Here is a 21747-nt window from a genome sequence, read left to right as displayed (position 1 = left end):
GTCCGCCCCGGGCGCCGGGGCCCGGGCGTACGGCCGTCACGCCGTGCCGGGCGCCTCGGCGTGCGGCTCGGAGACGCGCGCCACGATCTCGACGAGCGCCTGCTCCGCGACCGGTGCGGGCAGCACTTCCATGAGGGCCATGAGCGGGGCGAGGCGGTCCGGCAGGACCGACGTGCGCGGGCTCGGGTCGTCGTCGCCCTCGGGCCCGCCGTCGTCCGCGGCGAGCACCCCGACGAGCGCGCCCCACATCTCGTCGGCGGTGGGGGCGCCGGCCCCCGGTGCGAACGCCCCGGCGAGCGCGGCGAGCACCCCGCTCACGTCGGGGCGCCCGGCGCCGCGGACGGCGTCGGCGCCCGCGCCGAGCGCGGCGACGAGGCCGTCGATACCGGCCTCGGTGACGGGCGTGACCGTGAGGTGGGTCGTGTGCGGGAGGCGCGTGCCCTCGTCCTGCACGAGCCCCGGCTGCGGCTGGAGCACCCACCCGAGGGACCGGACGGCGTCGGCCCAGAGGTGCGGGTCGACGCGCCGCTCGGGCGGCACGGACCCGTCGGTCGCCACGGCGACGAGCGGTCCGGTGGGGCGACCGACGACGCGGAGCCCGTCGATCGCGTCCACCGCCGCGCGCAGGGCGTGGGTCGCGCGCACGCACCGCGCGGTGAGGGCCGTGTACCCCGCGGTGCCGAGGGCCTGGCTCACGGCCCACGCGGCGGCGAGCGGCGCGGCGGAGCGCGACCCGGACAAGGTGGGGTTGACGACCGGGTAGCCCGGCCAGCCCGTCGTCGCGAAGAACTGCCGGCGCTGGCGGTCGCGCCCGCGCACGAGCAGGACGGACGCGCCCTTGGGCGCGTAGCCGTACTTGTGCACGTCCGCGGAGATGCTCGTCACCCCCGGTACGGAGAAGTCGAACGGCGGCACCTCCTCGCCCCCCGCCGCGGCCCAGAACGGCAGCACCCAGCCGCCGACGCACGCGTCCACGTGCACGGGCACGCCGCGCGCCGCGGCGGCCTCGGCGACCTCGGCGACCGGGTCGACGACGCCGTGCGGGTACGACGGCGCGGACACGACGACGAGCGCGACGTCGTCGGCGTCGAGCGTCGCGACGAGGTCGGCGGCGGCGGGTGTCCCCGTCGCCGGGTCGACGGGGACGAGCGTGAGGTCCACGTCGAGGTGCTGCGCGGCCTTGCGGAACGCCGCGTGCACGCTCACGGGGGCCACGACGCGGGGCCGCACGTCCGGGTGCTCGGCGCGGAACCCCTCGCGCGCGATCTTCACCGCGAGCAGGCAGCTCTCCGTCCCGCCGGACGTCACCGAGCCCACGACGGCGTCGGGCCCGTCGGCCGGGCCGTGCAGCATCGTGCGCGCGAACCCGAGGAGCTCGCCCTCCATGACGGCGACCGACGTGAACGTCGTGGGGTCGAGCCCGTTGACCGGCTGGACGGCCCGCGCGGCGGCGGCGGCGAGCTCGTCGAGCTCGGCGAGACCGGGGTCGTAGACGTAGGACAGGACGCGTCCGCCGTGCGTCGGGGCGTCGGCCGCGCGGAGCGCGGCGAGCCGGTCGAGGATCCCGTCGGTGCGCAGCGGCACCTCGTCGGCGGGCCGCGGCAGGGCGCCGGGGGCGGTCGATCGCGCGTCAGTCACGGGCTCGGTCGGTCGGGGCGTGGTCACGCGGCAGCTCCGGTGCTGTGTCGTCGATGTCCCCCCTGCGCAGACCGTATCGCACGAGCGGGACGAGGCTCAGCAGGACGAGCGCGGCGGGCACGACCGAGAAGGAGAGCGCGATCCCGTCCACCGCGGCGGCCGGCTGGGCGACCGTCTCGCCCGCCCGCGTGGACACGTACCCGGTGATCCCGAGGACGAGCGAGAGCACCGCGGCGCCGAGCGCCATGCCCGTCGTCTCGCCCGCCGTCCACACGCCGCCGAAGGCGCCGCCGCGGCCCTCGCCGTGCGCCCGCGCGTCGTGCGCGATGGCGTCGGGGAGCATCGCGAGCGGCAGCGCCTGCATGCCCGCGTACGCGACGCCGGCGAGCGCGGTGGGGACGTAGACCCACGCGCCCGGCGCCCACACGAGCGGGACCATCCCGAGCGCGGCGACCGCGAAGAGCACGGTCGCGACGACGAACCCGCGCTCCTTGCCGTCGCGGCGCGCGAGCCGGGTCCACAGCGGCATGCAGAGCAGCGCGGGCGCGACGAGCGCCGCGAAGAGGTAGCTGACGGCCGCCTCGTCGCGCAGCACGTACCGCGCGACGTACGCCGCTCCGGCGAGCATGAGCCCCGTCGCGACGGCCTGGAGCACGAACGCGGCGAGCAGGGTGCGGAACGGGCGCGAGCGGCGCAGGGCGTCGACCGCCTCGCGCACCGCGAGGGTCCAGGCGCGCGACGCCGAGGCCGGCGCCGTCGAGCCCGTGGTGGTGTCGGGTGAGGCAGTGGTCGCTCCGGTCGAGGCGGTGGTCGCGCCGGCCGGGGGAGCGGGCGTGCCGGCACCGCGCGGTGCGCGCGGGGCGACCCGCGCGGCGACGAGCATCCCGGTGCCGATGACGACGCCCGACACGATGCCCATGACGAGGTACCCCGACGTCGAGTCCCCGCCCCCGCGCAGCGCCGGTCCGCCCGCCCCGAAGAGGAGGATCGCGAACGCGAGCGTCGCGACGCGCCACGCGAGCAGGCGGGTGCGGCCGTCGTACGTGGGATCGAGCTCCGCGGGCAGCGCGATGTACGGCACCTGGAAGAGCGAGAACGCCGTCGCGGCGAGCAGGAACGCGACGAGCACCCAGATCGCGGCGGCGGTCGGCCCCGCGGCCGCCGGGACGGCGAACGTGAGCGCGAAGAGCACGGGCAGGGTGAGGGCGCCCACGGTCATGAAGCGACGGCGCGACCCGGTGCGGGCCAGGTCGCGGTCCGACCCGTAGCCGATGAACGGGTCGACGACGACGTCCCACACCTTGGCGCCCGTGACGATGAGCCCGGCGGCCGCCGCCGGCACCGCGAGCGCGTCGGTGAGGTACACGAGCAGGACCAGGCCGGGGAGGGTGCCGAACCCGCCGGTGCCGACGGACCCGGCGGCGTAGCCCGCGATCGTGGTGCGCGAGAGCCGGTGCGCGGAGGTGTCGTGCGTCACAGGGGCAGCGTAGAGGGTGCGCGGGTCGGGCCTGCGCGGTCGTGCGCGGGGAATACTCCGGGCAGGGTGTGTGCTCTACCTAGCAGACCCCCAAGCCCCCAGGAGGAACATCCATGGCCACGCAGACGCTCACCGAGTCCACGTTCGAGCAGACGATCAAGGAGAACGACATCGTCCTGGTCGACTTCTGGGCCGACTGGTGCGGACCGTGCAAGATGTTCGCGCCCGTCTTCGAGGCGTCCTCGGAGGAGAACCCGGACGTCGTGCACGGCAAGATCGACACCGAGGCCGAGCGCGGCCTGGCCGCCGCCGCTAACATCACGTCGATCCCGACGCTCATGGCGTTCCGCGAGGGCATCCTCGTGTTCTCCCAGCCCGGCGCGCTCCCGGCCCCGGCGCTCAAGCAGGTCGTCGACGCCGTGAAGGGCCTCGACATGGAGGACGTGCGTCGTCAGATCGCCGAGGCGAGCGACGGCTCCCCGGCGCAGGACGCCTGAGTCGGCACGACACCACGACGGCCCGGCACCCTCGGAGGGTGCCGGGCCGTCGTCGCTGTCGCAGGCCGTCACGCGCGCTGCGTGGCGGGTGTGGAGCCGGTGCCCGTACCGGCAGGGGGCAAGTGGTGCGGGCACCGGCTCTGCCACCACGGTAGACACCGAACTGGACGGTCGTCCAGATGGGGTGCGGGTGAATCCGGGGCGCGCTGCCGCGCCGTCACGACGGGGGGACTCCGGCAGGGCCGGGGAGGGTGCGCGAGGCGGGACTCGAACCCGCACGTCCGAGGACACCAGGACCTAAACCTGGCGCGGCTGCCAGTTACGCCACTCGCGCGCGGTGGTCAGTCTACGGCGCGGGCGGCGCGGCCCCGGCGGCCGGTGCGCGTCGCTCGACGCGCACCGGGCCAGGACCGAGCCGCCCGGGTGCGCTACTTCGGGTCGATGCCGAGGTCGCGACGGAGCTTCGCGACGTGTCCCGTGGCCTTGACGTTGTACTGCGCGAGCTCGACCTTGCCCTCCGGGTCGACGACGACCGTCGAGCGGATGACGCCCACGACCGTCTTGCCGTAGAGCTTCTTCTCGCCCCACGCGCCGTACGCCTCGAGGACGGACCTGTCCTCGTCCGACACGAGCGGGAAGGTCAGGTGCTCCGCCTCGACGAACGCGGCGATCTTGTCGACCGGGTCGGGGGAGACGCCGACGACCGAGTACCCCGCGCCCTGGAGCGAGGCGAGGTTGTCGCGGAAGTCGCAGGCCTCCGTCGTGCAGCCGGGCGTGCCGGCGGCGGGGTAGAAGTAGACGACGACGTGCTTGCCGCGCAGGTCGGAGAGCGTGACGGCGCTGCCGTCGGCGGCGGGCAGGGAGAAGTCGGGAGCGGTGTCGCCGACGGTGAGGCGCGTGGACATGGATCTCCTTCGGTCCGGCCAAGGTGTGGTTCGAGCGTAGGTGAGGGTGGGCGGCACCGGTAGCGTTGTCGCTGTGAGCAAGACGACGTCCGCCCCCGCCACCGCCTCGTCCCGCCCGTCGCCGTCCCGGCCGGCCGCCCGCGACCTCCCGATCCGGATGCTGCACGACCGCCTGCTCGTGGACCCGGAGGTCGACGCGAGCGAGCGGCAGAGCTCGGCGGGGCTCGTCATCCCCGCGACGGCCGTGGGCCCGAAGCGGCTCGCGTGGGCCGTCGTCGTCGCGGCCGGTGAGCACGTGCGACAGGTCGCGGTGGGGGACCGCGTGCTGTTCGACCCGGACGAGCGCGCCGAGGTCGAGCTCGGCGGCAAGGACCTCGTGCTGCTGCGCGAGCGTGACGTGCACGCCGTCTCGCAGGAGGTCGAGAAGGACGGCCCGACGGGGCTGTACCTCTAGCCGAGGCCGCCGCGCGGGCTCGCCGGGCCGTGTCGCCGACGTCACACGAGGGCGGGCGGAACGGATTTTCCCGGCGCGCCCGCGGCTGCTAGTGTTTTCTCTCGCGCGCCATTAGCTCAATTGGCAGAGCAGCTGACTCTTAATCAGCGGGTTCGGGGTTCGAGTCCCTGATGGCGCACCACCACCGATCGGGCCGTCCGCATGCGGGCGGCCCGAGCCGTGCCGGTCGAGAGCCGGCGCGGCGGGCGGGCCCGGTCTCCTCGCGGAGATCGACGGTCCTGGCCGCTGGTAGTGTTCCCTCTCGCGCGCCATTAGCTCAATTGGCAGAGCAGCTGACTCTTAATCAGCGGGTTCGGGGTTCGAGTCCCTGATGGCGCACCCTTCCTGACCAGGCCGTCCACCTCCGGGTGGGCGGCCTTCGTCGTCCGCCGCCCGGGCGATCCGCCCTTCCGCTCCACCCGTGCCGGTCGCCCGCCGCAACCGTCGCCGTCCGTTTCGCCGGAGTTCGCTCGGCACCGACCTCGCGTTCACCCCCGCCGGGAAGGGTCCGGTGCGGGCGTCGTCGCCGCTCGGCAGCGTCGCCCGTCGACCCGTTCGCCACGGAAGGGAACCACGATGGACACGTCCGTGCCCACGCACAGGACTTCGCGACGCACCGAGAGACGCACCCAGAGACGGACCGACGGCGGGGCGCGGCGCCGCGCCGCGGTCGCCGGGGCGCTCGGAGCGGTGCTGGTCGCCGGCCTGCTCGCGCCCGCCGCCGCCGCCGCGACCGCCCCGGGAGCCTCCCCGACCCTCGACCGGACGGCCGCCCGGTCCGCCGGGGCCGCCCCGGAGACGCGGCCGGTGCTGAGCCCGACGACCGGCACGTTCCTCGACGGCACGGTGCGCGTCGCGGCCGACCCCGTCCGCGCGGGCGACGCCGTCACGGCGCTCGCGGTCGACGGCACCGCCCTCGACGCCTCCGCGACGCCCGCGACGGCGCGCCTGCTGTTCGACGTCGGCAGCAACTCGATCGAGAAGCGGTACGGCAGCCACGTGCTCGTCAACGGCGAGCGCCTCGAGCTCGACCGGGACATGGTGTCCGAGCGCGTCGCGCTCGACGTGCCCGCGCAGTGGCTCGTGCCGGGCGAGAACCGGGTGCGGTTCGTCGTCGGCGCGGTCACGACGTCGTGCGGGACGAACTACGACGACTACGACCTCACGGACGTGTCGCTCGAGCTCCTGGGCGAGACGGCCGACGGCTCCGCCAACGGCTTCTCCTACGCGTTCGGCGACGGCTCGTGCGGCACGAACACGTCGCGCGTCCTCTCGGCGGACCTCACGTTCGACCTCGACCAGGACCCGGCCGCCACGACCGGCCTCGCCGCGGAGCTCGACACCACGACGCTCGAGAACGGCGCCCACACGCTCACCGCGACGACCGCGTCGGGCGCGACCGCGACGAGCGCGGTCACCGTGAACAACGGCGCCCCGGGGGCGCCCGTGATCCTCCCTGCGGACGGCGCGCTGCTGCACGGCCCGCAGACCGTGCTCGCCACGCCGCCCGCCGGGGGCGACGCTCCCGCCGGCATCGAGCTGGACGGCGCCCCGCTGACCACCGTCGCGACGCTCGGCACCGGCTCCTCCCGGTTCGTCTTCACCGTGGGCTCGAACTCGATCGAGGCCCGCTACACCAACCACCTGCTCGTCAACGGGCAGCGCATCGACCTCGTGGACCGCGACTACGTGAGCGAGACGGTGCGGATCGACGTCCCGAACGCCTTCCTGTCCCCGGGCCGCAACGTCGTGCGGTTCGTCACGGGCACGTACCCGACGGCGTGCGGCGACAACCGCGACGACTTCGCGATCTCCGGGATCGCGCTCGACGTGACGGACGGCACGGCGACCGGCGTGGGCATCGCGCCGTCGTACTCGATGGGCGACGGCGACTGCGGCACGAGCACGACGAAGCCGCGCGAGGTCGACCTCGCGTTCGACGTGACGCGCGACGCCGACGCGCCCGCGACCGGCCTGCGGGCCGACGTCGACACGACGACGCTCGCCGACGGCGAGCACACGATCACGTCGGCGACCGCCGCCGGTGCGGCCGCGCGCCGGACGGTGACCACCGACAACACCGGTCCGGCGATCGTGTCCAGCACGCCGGCGGCGGGGGCGGAGCTCGCGAGCGCGACGAGCCTCGCGGTCGAGCTCGCGGACGCGTCCGGCGTCCTGTCCGGCCCCGACGTCACGCTCGACGGCGAGCCGCTCGAGCTCGGCGCGCCCGTCGGCCCGGGTCTCGCCCCGGGTGCGCACACGCTCGTCGTCACTGCGACGGACGTGCTCGGGAACGCGAGCACGCACGAGATCGCGTTCACGAGCCTCGGCGTGCCGGACGTCCCGACCGACCTCGCGCCCGCGCACGGCACGCGCGACGTCGCGGGGAGCGTCGACCTGTCCGCGCGCGTCGCAGCGCCCGGCGGCGGCGACGTCACCGCGACGTTCTCCCGCGCCGACGTCACCGCCCCCGCGCTCGTCGCGCAGGGCGAGTCGGCCGAGGTCCCGACGACGCTCCCGGTCGAGGGCGAGCAGCCCGCCGCGGCGGACGCGCTCGCACCGGGCGACGACCTGACGCTCGACTCGCCCCAGAGCCGCGACGTCACCTACCAGCGCTTCGAGCTGCCCGCCGAGGGCTCGACCGCCGGCCAGGTCGTGCGCTGGGAGGGCGTCGTCGACCCGCAGCGGCTCGCGACGCTGCACGTGTGGGACGGGGAGCGGTGGGAGCCGCTCGCGTCCGCGCGCGGCGCGGTCGAGGGCACGACGTCCCTGAGCACCGTGCTCCGCGACGGCGCCGCCACCGGCGGGACCGTGCACGTCCTCGTGACGGGCACCGACCCCTTCGCCGACGACATCGCCGCGGGCGGGTCGCGCGACGAGACCGACTTCGCGCCCCGCGAGGACTACGACTTCTCCCTCGTCCACCTCACCGACACGCAGTACCTCACCGAGGGCGCGGTCGAGCAGGAGACTGCCGAGGAGCGCGCGGTGTGGGCGCAGGCCTACACGGACCTCACGCAGTGGGTCGTGGACAACGCCGAGGAGCGCGGGATCGCGTACGTCGGCCACACGGGCGACGTGAACGAGAACTACACGCGCCTGCCCGCCGACGACGCGATGGCCGCCCAGATCCGGGGCGAGTACGCGTTCTCCTCGTCCGCGCAGCAGATCCTCGACGACGCGAACATCCCGAACGGAGTCCTCGCCGGCAACCACGACAACCTCACGGGCCAGGACAACGGGCCCGGGGCGCTGTTCAACGAGTTCTACGGCCCCGAGCGCTACGAGGCGCTTTCCGCGGGGTGGGAGAACGCGTCCTACGGCGGCCCGTGGCGCGAGGGCGACAACCAGAACCACTACGACCTGTTCAGCGCGGGCGGGCTCGACTTCGTCGCTGTCTACCTGTCGTACGGGGTGACGGACGAGGAGGCCGCGTGGGCGGACGGCGTCCTCAAGCAGTTCCCCGACCGCAACGCGGTCGTGCTCACGCACGACTACCTCGTGCCGAGCTCGAACCCCGACGGTCGGGACTCCGAGATCTCGACGCCCGACGGCCGCCTCGTCCACGCCAAGGTCGTCGAGCCCAACCCGAACGTCTTCCTCGTCCTCGCGGGGCACCGGCACGGCGTGGGCATCAACGTGCGCCAGGACGTCGGCACGCCGGGCAGCGGCGTCGTCGAGCTGCTGGCCGACTACCAGTTCTACGAGGTCACGGCCGAGGAGGCGGGCCTCACCGAGATCGGCGGCTACGCGCCCGACGAGGGCCTGCGGCTCGGCGCGAGCTTCCTGCGCCTGCTCCAGTTCGACGTCGACCGCTCCGAGATGATCGTCGACACCTACTCACCGTGGCTCGAGAACTTCGGCGCCACCGAGTACGACGACGAGCAGCGCTACGACGGCCGCGAGGACGACTTCACCGTCCCCGTCGACCTCACCTCGCGCGTCACGAGCCTGGCGACCGACGCCGTGTCGCTCTACGCGCCGGGCGAGGAGGTCGGCAGCGTCACGGTGCCGTCGGGCGAGGTCGCGACCGTCACGTGGGACGGGCTCGAGCCGGGCGCCGCGCACGCGTGGACCGTCACGGTCACCAGCGCGGGCGGCGGCACCGCCGTCTCGCCGGTGAGCACGTTCACCACCGCGCCCGCCGAGGACGGCCTCGTCGTCGAGACGACGGCGCGCACGCAGTGCCTCGGCGGCACGGCCTACGTCGCCGTCCGGGCCCGCAACGCGGACACCGTCCCGGTCGACGTCACGCTCAGCACGCCGTTCGGCGAGCGCACCGTCACGGGCGTGCGCCCTGGCGCGTCGGCGTACCAGGCGTTCTCCGTCCGGGCGGCCGACGTCGCGGCGGGCACCGCGCACGTCGCCGCGAGCGGGGACGGCCGGTCGTTCGCCGCCGACGTCGCGTACGACGCGCTGGCGTGCGGCTGACGTGCGCTGACCGGCCGGCGTCGCGCCCCTGACGCGGTGCCGACGGCACGACGGCGGCCCCCGGACCGGACGGTCCGGGGGCCGCTGCGTCGCCCGCCCGGTCGGGGAGCGGGACGGTCAGACGGCGGCCCACCCGCCGTCGCTGTGCAGGACGGCGCCCGAGACGTTGGCCGAGTCGTCCGACAGGAGCCACGTGATCGCCGCGGCCAGCTCCTCGGCGCTCGCGGCCGGCGGGACGGTCGTCGCCATGACCGGGCCGAGCCGCTCGCCCGCGTACTGCGAGCGGAAGGGCGCCTCGATGCTCGTCGCGACGGCCCCGGGGGCGACGACGTTCGCCCGCACGCCCCGGGGCGTGTAGAAGAACGCCGTGCTCTTCGTGAAGCCGACGATCGCGTGCTTCGACGTCGCGTACGCGGTGCCCGACGCCGACGCGCGCGAGCCCGCCTCCGACCCGACGTTGACGATCGAGCCCTTCCCCGCCTCGAGCATGAGGGGCAGGACCGCGCGCGTGAGGCGCATGACCGCGGTGACATTGACGGTCATGACGAGGTCCCACGTCGCGTCGTCGAGCTCGGCGGTCGGCAGGAAGCCGTCCATGATCCCGGCGACGTTGGCGAGGGCGTCCACCCGGCCGCCCGCGGCGGCGACCACCGCGTCGACCGTGGTCTGCGCGCTCACGTCGCCCGCCACGGTGACGAGAGCGTCCGTGCCGACGTCGGCGACGAGCTTGTCGAGGCGGTCCTCCCGGACGTCGGTGGCGACGACGCGTGCGCCCTCCGCGAGCAGCCGCTCGACCGTCGCGCGGCCGATGCCGGCGCCCGCGCCGGTGACGATCGCCGTGCGGCCCTCGAACCTGCCCGGGACGTGGTTGCTGACCATGACGGCTCCTTCCGTCCGCGCCGGCACTGCCGTCGACCGGCGTCTGCTCCCATCCCAGCGCCCGCGCGCCCGCGCGCGCGAGAGCCGATCGTCCTCACCTGGGCGCCGGTGGTCCCGAGCGTGCGGACGGGGGTAGGGTCGGCGTCGTGACGCACCCGTCCGTGACCCCCTGGTGGCCGGCCGCCTGACGGCCGGTGACCTCATCCGGCCGTGCCCCGACGACGTGGGCGGCCTCGGTGAACCCGGTGCACGCGTCGTCGGCCCAGCGGCCGTCCCCCTGAGCTGGAGCCGAGCATGACGACACCGCAGACCCCGCCGACGGCCCTGCCCGTCCGGTCCCTCGAGCCGACGGGCGCCGAGGTGCCCTCGACCGTCCCGACGCACTGGTACAACCTCGCGGCCGACCTCCCCGAGCCCGTGCCCCCGCACCTGCACCCGGGCACGCGCGAGCCCCTCACGCCCGACGACCTCGCGCCGTTGTTCCCGCTCGCGCTCGTCCAGCAGGAGGTGACGACGGAGCGCTACGTCGAGATCCCGCAGACGATCCGCGAGATCTACGCGCTGTGGCGGCCGTCGCCGCTCGTGCGCGCGCGACGCCTCGAGCGGGCCCTGGGCACGCCGGCCCGCATCTACTACAAGTACGAGGGCGTGAGCCCGGTCGGCTCGCACAAGCCGAACACCGCCGTCGCGCAGGCGTACTACAACGCGCTCGAGGGCACCACAAGGCTGACGACCGAGACCGGCGCGGGCCAGTGGGGCGCCTCGCTGTCGTTCGCGGGCGCGCTGCTCGGGCTCGACGTCGAGGTGTGGCAGGTGCGCGCGTCGTACGACGCCAAGCCGTACCGGCGCGCGCAGATGGAGGTCTACGGCGGGATCTGCCACCCGTCGCCGTCGGACCTCACGGAGGCGGGGCGCGCGATGCTCGCCGCGGACCCCGAGACGACCGGCTCGCTGGGCATGGCGATCAGCGAGGCGGTCGAGACGGCCGCGAAGGACCCCGCGGCGCACTACGCGCTGGGCAGCGTGCTCAACCACGTGATGCTGCACCAGAGCGTCATCGGCCAGGAGGCGCTCGTCCAGCTCGACGAGGCGGGCGAGGGCGCGCCGGACGTCGTGTTCGGCTGCGCGGGCGGCGGGTCGAACCTCGCGGGCCTGACGTTCCCGTTCCTCGGCCGCAACCTGCGCGAGGGCACGACGACGCGGCTCGTCGCGTGCGAGCCGGCCGCGTGCCCGTCGCTCACGCAGGGCGAGTACCGCTACGACTTCGGCGACGTCGCGGGCCTCACGCCGCTGCTCAAGATGCACACCCTCGGCAAGGACTTCGTCCCGCCGGCGATCCACGCGGGCGGCCTGCGGTACCACGGCATGTCGCCGATGGTGTCGCACGCGGTGCACCTCGGGCTCATGGACGCCGTCGCCGTCGACCAGGACGAGGCGTTCACGGCCGGGACGCTGTTCGCGCGCAGCGAGGGCATCATCCCCGCGCCGGAGTCGACGCACGCCGTGGCGGCGGCGGTCGCGCACGCGCGCGCGGCGACGGAGCCCGAGGTGATCGTCCTCGGGCTGTCGGGCAACGGGGTGCTCGACCTGCCCGCGTACGCGGCGTACGTCTGACGGGCCGGGCGCCTCGCGCGGCACGACCCCCGCGCGAGGCGCCCGTACCCTGGTGCGGTGCCCGAACCGACCCCCGAGACCCTCGACGAGCCCGTGACCGGCGCCCCCTCCGCGACCCCGGGGACCGGCGACGCCCGACCGCGCTACCGCACCCAGCCCGTGTCGTTCGTGCGGCGCAGCGGTCGCCTCGCGCCGCGCCAGCAGCGTGCGTGGGACGCGTACCGGGACCGCTACGTCGTCGACGTGCCGCGCGACGTCGCGCGGACGTCCGTGGACCCGGACCACGTGCTCGACGTCGCCGCCACCTTCGGACGCGACGCGCGCCTCGTCGTCGAGATCGGCTCGGGCCAGGGCGAGGCCGTCGTCGCCGCCGCCGAGCGCGAGCCGGGCACGGACTTCCTCGCCGTCGAGGTCTACGCGCCCGGGCTGGCCCAGACCGTGCTGCGCGCGTCGCAGCGCGACCTGACGAACGTGCGGCTCGTCCAGGCGAACGCGGCCGAGGTCCTCGCCACCACGCTGCCCGCGGGGAGCGTCGACGAGCTCTGGGTCTTCTTCCCCGACCCCTGGCACAAGTCCCGCCACCACAAGCGCCGCCTCGTGACGCCGTCGTTCGCGGTGCTCGCCGAGCGCGTCCTGCGCGCGCCGGGGGAGGGCGACGACGGCCGCACCGGCGGGACGCTGCGGCTCGCGACCGACTGGGCCGAGTACGCGGAGCAGATGCTCGAGGTGCTGGACGCCGCGCCGGGGCTGCGCAACGTGCACGGGCCGGGGAACGCCGCGCCGCGCTTCGAGGGCCGGGTGCTCACCGGGTTCGAGCGCAAGGGCGAGGTCGCGGGGCGCGTCATCACCGACCTGGAGTACGTGCGCGTCTGACGCGCGGCACGGCGTCGCGACGGGCCGCGCGCGGTCCTTGCGGACAACAGTGATCTACGGCACATTGTGCCGGGGGTGGAAGGTCGCCCCGGGCACGCAGCGTCGCGTGCGGTCGCGTCGACAGGCGACCGTCCGCGGGGTGCGGGCTCTCTGTCTGTCCACGGAATGAGCCAACGGAGGCGTCATGACCGACGTGACGGCCGCCCCCGGACCGGGGCCCGCCGAAGAGACCGACTACCAGCGGGTGCAACGCTCGCCCGAGTTCCAGGACCTGCGCCGACGCTTCCGGAGCTTCGTGTTCCCGATGACCGCGCTGTTCCTCGTGTGGTACTTCGTCTACGTGCTGCTGGCGAACTACGCGCACGACCTCATGAGCGTCCGGGTGTGGGGGAACGTCACCGTCGGGCTGCTCCTCGGGCTCGGCCAGTTCGTGTCCACGTTCGCGATCACCATGATCTACGCGCACTGGGCCAACAAGCGCTTCGACGCCCAGGCGGACGAGCTCCGCCGGGAGATCGAGGAGGACGAGCTGTGAGCGCGCACCTCCTGGCCGCCGAGGCCACGGACGTCGGGAACCCCGTCGTCAACGTCGCGATCTTCGCCGTGTTCGTCGCGGTGACCCTCGTCATCGTGCTGCGCGCGTCCCGGCAGAACAAGTCCGCCGCGGACTACTACGCGGGCGGACGGTCGTTCACCGGGCCGCAGAACGGGACCGCCATCGCGGGCGACTACCTGTCCGCCGCGAGCTTCCTCGGGATCTGCGGCGCCATCGCGATCAACGGCTACGACGGGTTCCTCTACTCGATCGGCTTCCTCGTCGCGTGGCTGGTCGCGCTGCTGCTCGTCGCCGAGCTCCTGCGCAACACCGGCAAGTTCACGATGGCCGACGTGCTGTCCTTCCGGCTCAAGCAGCGGCCCGTGCGCATGGCGGCCGCGCTCGCGACCCTCGCCGTCGTGTTCTTCTACCTGCTCGCGCAGATGGCCGGGGCCGGCGGGCTCGTGGCGCTGCTGCTCGGCGTGGACTCCACGGCGGGCCAGAGCGTCGTCGTCGCGGTCGTCGGCGCGCTGATGATCCTCTACGTGCTGGTCGGTGGGATGAAGGGCACCACCTGGGTCCAGATCATCAAGGCCGTGCTGCTCATCGCGGGCGCCGCCGTCATGACCGTGTGGGTCCTCGCGAAGTTCGGCTTCAACCTGTCCGACCTGCTCCAGGGCGCGATCGACAAGGCGGGCCCGGGCGGCGAGGCGCTCATCGAGCCCGGCAAGCAGTACGGCGCCACCGGCACCACGAAGCTCGACTTCCTGTCGCTCGCCCTCGCGCTCGTGCTCGGCACCGCCGGCCTGCCACACGTCCTCATGCGCTTCTACACCGTGCCCTCCGCCAAGGAGGCCCGCCGGTCGGTCGTGTGGGCGATCTGGCTCATCGGCATCTTCTACCTGTTCACCCTCGTGCTCGGGTACGGGGCGGGCGCGCTCGTGGGGCCGGAGACGATCAGCTCCGCTCCAGGGGGCGTGAACTCCGCGGCACCCCTGCTCGCGTTCGCGCTCGGCGGCGAGATCCTCCTCGGCTTCATCTCCGCCGTCGCGTTCGCGACCATCCTCGCCGTCGTCGCCGGTCTCACCATCACCGCGGCGGCGAGCTTCGCGCACGACATCTACGCCAACGTCATCAAGCGCGGCGAGGTCAAGCCCGACGGCGAGGTCAAGGTCGCGCGCATCACCGTCGTCGTCATCGGGATCCTCGCGATCCTCGGCGGCATCTTCGCGCAGGGCCAGAACGTCGCGTTCCTCGTGGCGCTCGCGTTCGCCGTCGCGGCGAGCGCGAATCTCCCGACGATCCTCTACTCGCTGTTCTGGAAGCGGTTCAACACCGCGGGCGCGCTGTGGAGCATGTACGGCGGCCTGATCTCGTGCGTCGTGCTCATCGCGTTCTCTCCCGTCGTGTCCGGGAAGGTCGACCCGGTGACGGGCGCGAGCCTGTCGATGATCAAGAACACGGACATCGACTTCGCGATCTTCCCCCTGAGCAACCCCGGGATCGTGTCGATCCCGCTCGCGTTCCTCCTCGGGATCGTCGGGACGCTCCTCAGCAGGGAGAAGCCGCACCCCGAGAAGTTCGCCGAGATGGAGGTGCGCTCGCTCACGGGGGCGGGCGCCGAGAAGGCGACGGTGCACTAGCCCGACGGCGACCCCCGCGGCCCGTGCAGGACGCCCCCGGTCCCGACCGGGGGCGTCCGCGCGCGCGGCAATTCCGTCGCGCGGCACGCCGACGACGCCGTACGGTCGCGCCGTGACCTCCGCTACCCCGGCCCCCGTCGTCCCGGGCGAGGAGACGCCGGTCCTCGTCGTCACCGGGGCGATGGCCTCGGGGAAGTCCACGGTCGCCGACGCGCTCGCCCGCACGTTCCCGCTCGCCGCGCACGTGCGCGGGGACCAGTTCCGGCGGTTCGTGGTCAGCGGCCAGGCGTCGACGGCGCCGCCCCTGTCCGCCGCGGCCCGGGCCCAGCTCGACCTGCGGCAGGCGCTCGCGGCGCAGGCGGCCGACACGTACGCGGCCGCAGGCGTCACGGCCGTGGTCCAGGACATCCTGCTCGGCCCCGACCTCGCGCGGTTCACGGCGCGCGTGCGCACCCGGCCCTGCTACGCCGTCGTGCTGACGCCGGACGCCGCCACGCTCGCCGCGCGCGACGCCGGCCGCCACAAGCAGGCGTACGGCGCCTGGACCCCGGAGGAGTTCGCCGCCGCGGCCCGCGCGACGCCCGGCGGCCTGCACGTCGACACGACCGGGTGGACGGTCGCGCAGACCGTCCGGCGCGTGCTCGACCGGCTCGACGAGGCCCGCGTCGCCTGACCCGCCGCCGCACCGCCGGGCGGCGACCGGGCCGTCGCGCGAGGATGGGCCCATGACGTCCGACGCGCAGCCCGAGACCACCCCTGACGAGACGTACGACGTGATCGTGATCGGCGGCGGGCCCGTCGGCGAGAACGCCGCCGACCGCGCGTCGCGCACCGGCCTGAGCGTGGCGCTCGTCGAGGCCGAGCTCGTGGGCGGCGAGTGCTCGTACTGGGCGTGCATGCCGTCCAAGACGCTCCTCCGACCGGGGGCCGTGCGGGCGGAAGCCCGAGGTGTCCCGGGCGTCGCCGTCGGGGACGACCTCGACGTCGCCGCCGTCCTCGCGCGCCGCGACCAGATGGTCTCCGACTGGGACGACTCCGGCCAGGTCTCCTGGGTCGAGGGCGCGGGCCTCACGCTCGTGCGCGGGCTCGGGCGGATCGTCGGCCCGCGGCTCGTGGAGGTCGTCGCCGAGGAGCCCGACGCCGACCCGGACGACCTGCCGCGCACCCGCCGGCTCGCGGCCCGCCACGCGGTGATCGTGGCGACGGGCAGCGTGCCCGTCCTGCCCGACGTCCCCGGGCTGGCTGACGCGAACCCGTGGACGAGCCGCGAGGCGACCGCGGTCGAGGACGTGCCCGAGTCGCTCGCGATCGTCGGCGGGGGCGTGGTCGCCACCGAGATGGCGGTCGCGTTCGCCGACCTCGGGGCGCACGTGACCGTGCTCTCGCGCGGCGGCCTGCTCGGGCGCACCGAGCCCTGGGCGGGCCAGGCGGTCGCCGCGTCGCTGCGGGAGCTGGGGGTCGACGTGCGGCTCGGCGTGTCGACGGAGGCCGTCGAGCCCCTGCCCGACGGCGGCGTGCGGCTCGTCCTCGCGGCCGCCGGTCCCGCGGACGGCGGGGACGCGCCCGAGCTGGCGCCCGTCACGGCCGAGCGCGTGCTCGTCGCGACGGGCCGCGTGCCGCGCACCCAGGACCTCGGGGTCGACTCCGTCGGGCTCGCGCCCGGCCGCGCGCTGGAGGTCGACGACACGATGCTCGTCCAGGGGCTCGGGTCGGAGGCCGGCACCGGGTGGCTGTACGCGGCGGGCGACGTCACCGGTCGCGTCGCGACGACCCACCAGGGCAAGTACCAGGGCCGCGTCGCGGGCGACGTCGTCGCCGCGCGCTTCGGCGACCCCGACGCCGAGGACGCCCCGACCGCGGGCGAGCGGCCGCCCGCCGTCGGCGCCGACCCCGAGCCGTGGTCGCGGTTCGCCGCGACCGCCGACGCCGTCGCCTCGCCCCAGGTCGTGTTCACGCGGCCCGAGGTGGCGGCCGTCGGGCACACCGAGTCGTCCGCGCGCGACGCGGGCCTCGACGTGCGCGTCGTGCGCTACGACCTCGCGAACATCGCGGGCTCCTCGGTGCGCTCCGCCGACTACGCGGGCAGCGCGCAGCTCGTGGTCGACGCCGCGCGCGAGGTCGTCGTCGGCGCCACGTTCGTGGGCCCCGACGCGGCGGAGATGCTGCACGCCGCGACGATCGCCGTCGTGGGGGAGGTCCCGATGCGCAGGCTGTGGCACGCCGTGCCGTCGTACCCGACGGTGAGCGAGGTGTGGCTGCGGCTGCTCGAGGAGTACGGGCTGTAGGGACCACCCGGCGCAGGCCCGGCGCCCGCGCCGCGGCCCGGTCGCCTAGGCTCGGGGGCGTGACGACCGAGAACACCGCCCCGCGCGTCGCCCTCGCGACGTGCTCCGTCCTCCCGCAGCTCGACCCCGACGACGCGCCGCTCGTGCGGGCGCTCGACGCCCGGGGCGTCGCGGCGCAGCCCGCCGTCTGGGACGACCCCGACGTGGACTGGGCCGCGTTCGACGCCGTCGTCGTGCGCTCGACCTGGGACTACTCGGCCCGGCGCGACGAGTTCGTCGCGTGGGCGAGCCGGGTCCCCCGCATCCTCAACGCGGAGCAGGTGCTGCGCTGGAACACCGACAAGGGCTACCTGCGCGAGCTCGAGGGCGCGGGCATCCCCGTCATCCCGACGCTGTGGCTCGACCCGGCGCGCAACCTCTCCTCGCGCGCGATCCACACGCGCCTGCCCGCCCAGGGCGACTTCGTCATCAAGCCCGTGGTCAGCGCGGGCGCGAAGGACACGGGCCGGTACCAGGCGGGCGAGGCGCACTCGCGCGGGCTCGCGATCCAGCACGCCAAGAACCTGCTCGTCTCCGGGCGCGAGGTCATGGTGCAGCCCTACGTGACGAGCGTCGACACCGCGGGGGAGACGGGCCTCGTCTTCGTCGACGGCGAGTTCTCGCACGCCGTGCGCAAGAACGCCCTGCTCACCGGCCCGCACCGCCCGACGCGCGGCCTCTACCAGCAGGAGGAGATGAGCCCGTTCACCGCGTCGGACGAGCAGCTCGACGTCGCACGCCGCGCCCTGGCCGTGGCGGCCGACGCCGTCGGCGGCGGGGACCCGGCGAGCTTCCTCTACGCGCGCGTGGACGTCGTGACGGGCAACGACGACGGCGGCGTCGTCGTCATCGAGCTCGAGCTCACCGAGCCGTCGCTGTTCCTCGCGCTCGCCCCGGGGTCGCTCGACCGGTTCGCGGACGCGATCGCGGCGCGCGTCGCGCGCTGACCCGAGCGGGCTCGCCCACGACGACGGCGGCCCGTCCCGATCCCGGGACGGGCCGCCGTCGTCGTGCGGTCAGGCGAGGCCGTTCTCCGACAGCCAGTCCGCGGCGATGTCCTCGGGCGAACGCTGGTCGACCGTGGACTCCACGTTGAGGGCGACGAGGCCCTCGGGCGTGAGTGCCTCGCTCACCGGGTTGATGACGTCCGCGATCTCGTCGGCGATGTCCGCGTTGACGAGCGGCACGACGTTCGAGGCGAGGAACAGGCCCTCCGGGTCCTCGAGCGTGACGAGCTTCTCCGTCTGGATGCGCGGGTCGGCGCTGAACACGTTCGCGATGTTCACCGTGCCGGCGACGAGGTCCTGGACGGTCGTGTCGCCCGTCGCGACGAACGACACGTCGACGCCGTACACGTCCTTGAGCCCCTGCGGGCCGTACGGGCGCTGCTCGAGTTCGGCGGGGCCGCCGAGCGTGAGCGGCACGTCGAGACCGGCGAGGTCGGACAGGCTGGTGAGGTCGTGCTCCGTCGCGAACGCCTCGGTGACGTTGTAGGAGTCCTGGTCGGTCGCGGTCGACTGGTCGAGGACCGTGAGGCCGTCGGGCAGCGCCTCCTGGAGCGCCGCGTACACGTCGTCGGGCGACGTCGCCGTGGTCTCCGGGTCGAAGAACTGCAGCAGGTTGCCCGTGTACTCCGGGAAGACCTGCACCTCGCCGCTCTCGAGCGCGGGCATGTACGCGTCGCGCTGACCGATCGAGAAGTTGCGCTCGACCGTGAAGCCCTCGGCCTCGAGCGCCTGCGCGTAGATCTCCGCGATGATCTCGTTCGAGTAGTAGGCCTGCGAGCCGACGACGATCGTGTCGGACGAGGCGCTGCCGCCGCCGTCGGCGCTCGTGGTGTCCTCGGCGAGCGGGTCGGACCCGCCGCCGCAGGCGGTGAGGGCGAGGACGGCGGTCGCCGCGGTGGCGACGAGGGCGGCGGTGCGTCGGGTGGTGCGCATGTGTCTGCCTTTCTGAGGGCCGTCCCGGAGACCGGGAGGGATCGGTTCGGCGCGTGCGGCGGGGGAGCGGCCGTCCGCGTCAGGCGGTGGTGGGTTCGGGGGCGCGGCGGCGCCGCCGGGACGGGGAGTCCTCCACGGACCGTCCCGCCGTGACGCCGCGCGGCACGACGACCCGTTGGAGTATCGCGAACAGCGCGTCGAGCACGACGGCCAGCACCACGATGACGAGGGCCGCACCGAGGATCTGGGAGAAGTCGCGGATCTGGATGCCCTGCACGATGTAGAAGCCGAGGCCCCAGTTGCCGACGTAGCCGGCGAGCGTGACGGTCGCGACGACCTGGAGCGTCGCGGACCGCAGCCCGCCGATGAGCAGCGGGAGGCCGAGCGGGACCTCGGCCTGGAACAGCACCTGGCGACCGGTCATGCCGACGGACCGGGCGCCGTCGACCACGCGGCGTTCGACGGACTCGATTCCGGCGTACGCCCCCGCGAGGATCGGCGGGATCGCGAGGAGCACGAACGCTGTGATCGAGGCCGCGATCTTGTGCGTCACCCCGAGCACGAGCACGAGCAGCAGGACGAGCCCGAACGAGGGCACGGCGCGCGCCGCGCCCGAGAGGGCGACCGCGACCTCCCGCCCGCGCCCGGTGTGGCCGATCGCCCAGCCCGCGGGGATCGCGATCGCCGCGGCGATCAGGACCGCCACGAACGTGAACGCGAGGTGGGTCCAGATCGCCTCGGGCAGCGGGAGCGCGCCCGTGAGCCGGTCGGGGGAGAAGATCCAGGCGACCGCGTCGGAGAAGACGTTCATGCGCGCACCTTCCGGGACCAGGGCATGACCGCTCGTCCGGCGAGCACGAGCAGCAGGTCGACGAGCAGGGCGATGACGACGACCGCGACGACGCCGGCAAGGATCTCGGGGACGATCTGTCGCTGGTAGCCGTTGGTGAAGAGATAGCCGAGGTTGTCGATCCCGATGAGGATGCCGACCGTCGCGAGCGAGATGGTCGAGACGGCCGTGACGCGCAGCCCGGCGAGCACGACCGGGCCGGCGAGCGGGAGGTCCACCTGCCAGAAGCGCCGCCACGGCCCGTACCCGACGGCGAGGGCCGCCTGCCGGACCGTCGGGTCGACCGACGCCAGGGCGTCGGCGACGAACCGCGTCATGATCGCCACCGCGTAGATCGTCAGCGCGACGACCAGGTTGACCTCGGACAGGAAGCTGATGCCGAGGAGCGGCGGGAGCAGCGCGAAGAGCGCGAGCGACGGGATCGTGTAGAGCAGGCCGACGAGCGTGAGCACGAGGCCCCGCGTGAGGCGGAACCGGAACGCGAGCCAGCCCAGCGGGATCGAGACGACGAACCCCAGCACGATCGGCACGACGCACTGGCGCAGGTGCTCGACGGTCAGTCGGCCGATGAGGTCGAGGTTGTCCAGGACCCAGGTCATGCGCCGTCCTCGGGGGCGTCGCCGACGAGCACGCCCTGGGTCCGTCCCGCGCCGTCGACGAGGACCGTGCCGTGGTCCGTCCGCTTCGTGCGCAGCGCACGACGGCCGCGCTCGGCACCGATGAAGCTCGCGACGAACTCGCTCGCGGGGTTCTCGAGGATCTCGCTCGGGGACCCGATCTGCGCGATCTGCGCCCCCTTCTCGAGGATCACGACCTGGTCGCCGAGCAGGAAGGCCTCGTCGACGTCGTGCGTGACGAAGACGACCGTCTTCTCCAGCTCCCGCTGCAGCCGGATGGTCTCGGTCTGGAGCTCGGCCCGCACGATCGGGTCCACCGCGCCGAACGGCTCGTCCATGAGCAGGATGTTCGGGTCCGCGGCGAGCGCGCGGGCGACGCCCACGCGCTGCTGCTGGCCCCCCGAGAGCTGGCTCGGGTAGCGGTCCGCGAGCGCGCGGTCGAGGCCGACGGTGTCGAGGAGCTCGAGGGCGCGCTCGCGCGCCTGTCGCCGGGGCGTGCCCTCGAGGCGCAGGACCGTCGTCACGTTGTCGACGACCTTGTAGTGGGGGAGCAGCCCGCCGTTCTGCAGGACGTACCCGATGCTGCGCCGCAGCTTCACCGGGTCGCGGTCGAGGACGGAGCTGCCGTCGATCTCGATCGTGCCCGACGTGGGCTCGACCATCCGGTTGATCATGCGCAGGAGCGTCGTCTTGCCGCTCCCGGAGGAGCCGACGAGCACCGTGGTGCGGTGGGGTGGGATGACGAGGTCGAAGTCGGCGACCGCGGCCGTGCCGTCGGGGTACGTCTTCGTGACCGATCGGAACTCGATCATGGGGCGCTGCCTCCCGACAGTCGGTGAACGGCCTCCACCCAACCACGACCGCGGTTCGGCTCGTCGAGCGCAGTGCCGCGCGTCTCCCAGACCGTACGACGAACCACCGACACGCCGCACCCGGACTACGGGGGACGCCCGCCCGTCACGGCCACTCCGCGTCCGGCACCGTGGCCTGCTCGACCCGGCGTCGGAGCGGCGGGCTCGGATTCGCCCGTG

18 protein-coding genes and 3 tRNA genes are annotated in these 21747 nt (G+C 74.3%); 12 read left to right on the top strand and 9 right to left on the bottom strand.

All coding sequences use genetic code 11. From position 1 onward, the window contains the following. Positions 1-36: 36 nt before the first annotated feature. Together ACPCUX_RS13330 and ACPCUX_RS13325 are read right to left on the bottom strand one after the other, a co-directional pair. A complete protein-coding gene (locus ACPCUX_RS13330; protein WP_423388954.1) occupies positions 37-1638 on the bottom strand; it encodes a pyridoxal phosphate-dependent decarboxylase family protein in 1602 nt (533 codons plus the stop codon). Then, on the bottom strand, positions 1631-3115 hold the full coding sequence (locus ACPCUX_RS13325) for an MFS transporter (protein WP_423388953.1): 1485 nt from the start codon (positions 3113-3115) through the stop codon (positions 1631-1633). The genes ACPCUX_RS13330 and ACPCUX_RS13325 overlap by 8 nt, the downstream gene beginning before the upstream one ends. A 113-nt stretch (positions 3116-3228) precedes the next feature. Between ACPCUX_RS13325 and trxA the strand changes: the two genes are divergently transcribed. Next, the gene (trxA, locus tag ACPCUX_RS13320) at positions 3229-3612 is read left to right on the top strand and encodes a thioredoxin (RefSeq protein ID WP_043652553.1); all 384 of its coding nucleotides are present in this window, start codon (positions 3229-3231) and stop codon (positions 3610-3612) included. A 252-nt stretch (positions 3613-3864) separates the two neighbouring features. On the opposite strand, the gene ACPCUX_RS13315 is transcribed toward trxA, so the two are convergent. After that, positions 3865-3946, bottom strand: a tRNA-Leu gene (locus ACPCUX_RS13315). Between the two features lie 94 nt (positions 3947-4040). Continuing rightward, a complete protein-coding gene (gene bcp / locus ACPCUX_RS13310; RefSeq protein ID WP_423388952.1) occupies positions 4041-4517 on the bottom strand; it encodes a thioredoxin-dependent thiol peroxidase in 477 nt (158 codons plus the stop codon). 73 nt (positions 4518-4590) lie between these two features. On the opposite strand from bcp, the gene ACPCUX_RS13305 reads away from it, so the two are divergent. The 4 genes from ACPCUX_RS13305 (at position 4591) to ACPCUX_RS13290 (ending at position 9441) form a co-directional block, all read left to right on the top strand. Continuing rightward, positions 4591-4971 (top strand): GroES family chaperonin, encoded by a 381-nt coding sequence (locus ACPCUX_RS13305; protein WP_423388951.1) that lies wholly within the window; start codon positions 4591-4593, stop codon positions 4969-4971. A 105-nt stretch (positions 4972-5076) separates the two neighbouring features. Further along, positions 5077-5152, top strand: a tRNA-Lys gene (locus ACPCUX_RS13300). Positions 5153-5276: 124 nt separating this feature from the next. After that, positions 5277-5349: transfer RNA gene (locus ACPCUX_RS13295), tRNA-Lys, on the top strand. Positions 5350-5700: 351 nt separating this feature from the next. Beyond that, complete coding sequence (locus ACPCUX_RS13290) at positions 5701-9441, top strand: hypothetical protein (protein ID WP_423388950.1); 3741 nt, start codon at positions 5701-5703, stop codon at positions 9439-9441. Between the two features lie 117 nt (positions 9442-9558). Here ACPCUX_RS13290 and ACPCUX_RS13285 read toward each other — a convergent pair whose 3' ends face one another. Next, positions 9559-10320, bottom strand: coding sequence for an SDR family NAD(P)-dependent oxidoreductase (locus ACPCUX_RS13285; RefSeq protein ID WP_024842147.1), 762 nt, complete (start codon positions 10318-10320; stop codon positions 9559-9561). A gap of 294 nt (positions 10321-10614) precedes the next feature. Between ACPCUX_RS13285 and ACPCUX_RS13280 the strand changes: the two genes are divergently transcribed. From ACPCUX_RS13280 to ACPCUX_RS13250, 7 genes are all read left to right on the top strand, one after another. Then, entirely contained in the window at positions 10615-11934 is a 1320-nt protein-coding gene (locus tag ACPCUX_RS13280) for a TrpB-like pyridoxal phosphate-dependent enzyme (RefSeq protein ID WP_085388190.1), read from the top strand. Between the two features lie 57 nt (positions 11935-11991). After that, positions 11992-12807: a tRNA (guanosine(46)-N7)-methyltransferase TrmB gene (trmB, locus tag ACPCUX_RS13275; protein ID WP_423388949.1), complete on the top strand. Its 816-nt coding sequence runs from the start codon at positions 11992-11994 to the stop codon at positions 12805-12807. Positions 12808-12991: 184 nt separating this feature from the next. After that, complete coding sequence (locus tag ACPCUX_RS13270; RefSeq protein ID WP_171467711.1) at positions 12992-13342, top strand: DUF485 domain-containing protein; 351 nt, start codon at positions 12992-12994, stop codon at positions 13340-13342. Then, positions 13339-14985 carry a solute symporter family protein gene (locus tag ACPCUX_RS13265; RefSeq protein ID WP_021482756.1) on the top strand — a complete coding sequence of 549 codons (1647 nt, stop codon included), beginning with the start codon at positions 13339-13341 and terminating at the stop codon, positions 14983-14985. Before ACPCUX_RS13270 ends, ACPCUX_RS13265 begins: the two co-directional genes overlap by 4 nt. Positions 14986-15097: 112 nt before the next feature. Next, positions 15098-15658 (top strand): AAA family ATPase, encoded by a 561-nt coding sequence (locus tag ACPCUX_RS13260; protein ID WP_253705834.1) that lies wholly within the window; start codon positions 15098-15100, stop codon positions 15656-15658. 52 nt (positions 15659-15710) lie between these two features. Continuing rightward, complete coding sequence (locus ACPCUX_RS13255) at positions 15711-17270, top strand: dihydrolipoyl dehydrogenase family protein (RefSeq protein ID WP_423388948.1); 1560 nt, start codon at positions 15711-15713, stop codon at positions 17268-17270. Positions 17271-17329: 59 nt separating this feature from the next. Next, complete coding sequence (locus ACPCUX_RS13250; RefSeq protein ID WP_043654090.1) at positions 17330-18256, top strand: ATP-grasp domain-containing protein; 927 nt, start codon at positions 17330-17332, stop codon at positions 18254-18256. 69 nt (positions 18257-18325) lie between these two features. On the opposite strand, the gene ACPCUX_RS13245 is transcribed toward ACPCUX_RS13250, so the two are convergent. The 4 genes from ACPCUX_RS13245 to ACPCUX_RS13230 all read right to left on the bottom strand — a co-directional run bounded on the left by ACPCUX_RS13245 (position 18326) and on the right by ACPCUX_RS13230 (position 21528). Further along, entirely contained in the window at positions 18326-19249 is a 924-nt protein-coding gene (locus ACPCUX_RS13245; protein WP_085388186.1) for an ABC transporter substrate-binding protein, read from the bottom strand. Between the two features lie 79 nt (positions 19250-19328). Further along, complete coding sequence (locus tag ACPCUX_RS13240; protein WP_423388947.1) at positions 19329-20060, bottom strand: ABC transporter permease; 732 nt, start codon at positions 20058-20060, stop codon at positions 19329-19331. Then, on the bottom strand, positions 20057-20698 hold the full coding sequence (locus ACPCUX_RS13235; RefSeq protein ID WP_021482821.1) for an ABC transporter permease: 642 nt from the start codon (positions 20696-20698) through the stop codon (positions 20057-20059). The genes ACPCUX_RS13240 and ACPCUX_RS13235 overlap by 4 nt, the downstream gene beginning before the upstream one ends. Further along, positions 20695-21528 carry an ABC transporter ATP-binding protein gene (locus tag ACPCUX_RS13230; RefSeq protein ID WP_034654058.1) on the bottom strand — a complete coding sequence of 278 codons (834 nt, stop codon included), beginning with the start codon at positions 21526-21528 and terminating at the stop codon, positions 20695-20697. Before ACPCUX_RS13230 ends, ACPCUX_RS13235 begins: the two co-directional genes overlap by 4 nt. Positions 21529-21747 lie beyond the last annotated feature (219 nt).

It is taken from the genome of Cellulosimicrobium sp. AB352 (assembly GCF_049538415.1).
Taxonomy (GTDB): domain Bacteria; phylum Actinomycetota; class Actinomycetes; order Actinomycetales; family Cellulomonadaceae; genus Cellulosimicrobium; species Cellulosimicrobium funkei.
The sequence above is the reverse complement of the archived record's forward strand: the minus strand, read 5'-3'. Positions and strand labels throughout refer to the sequence as shown.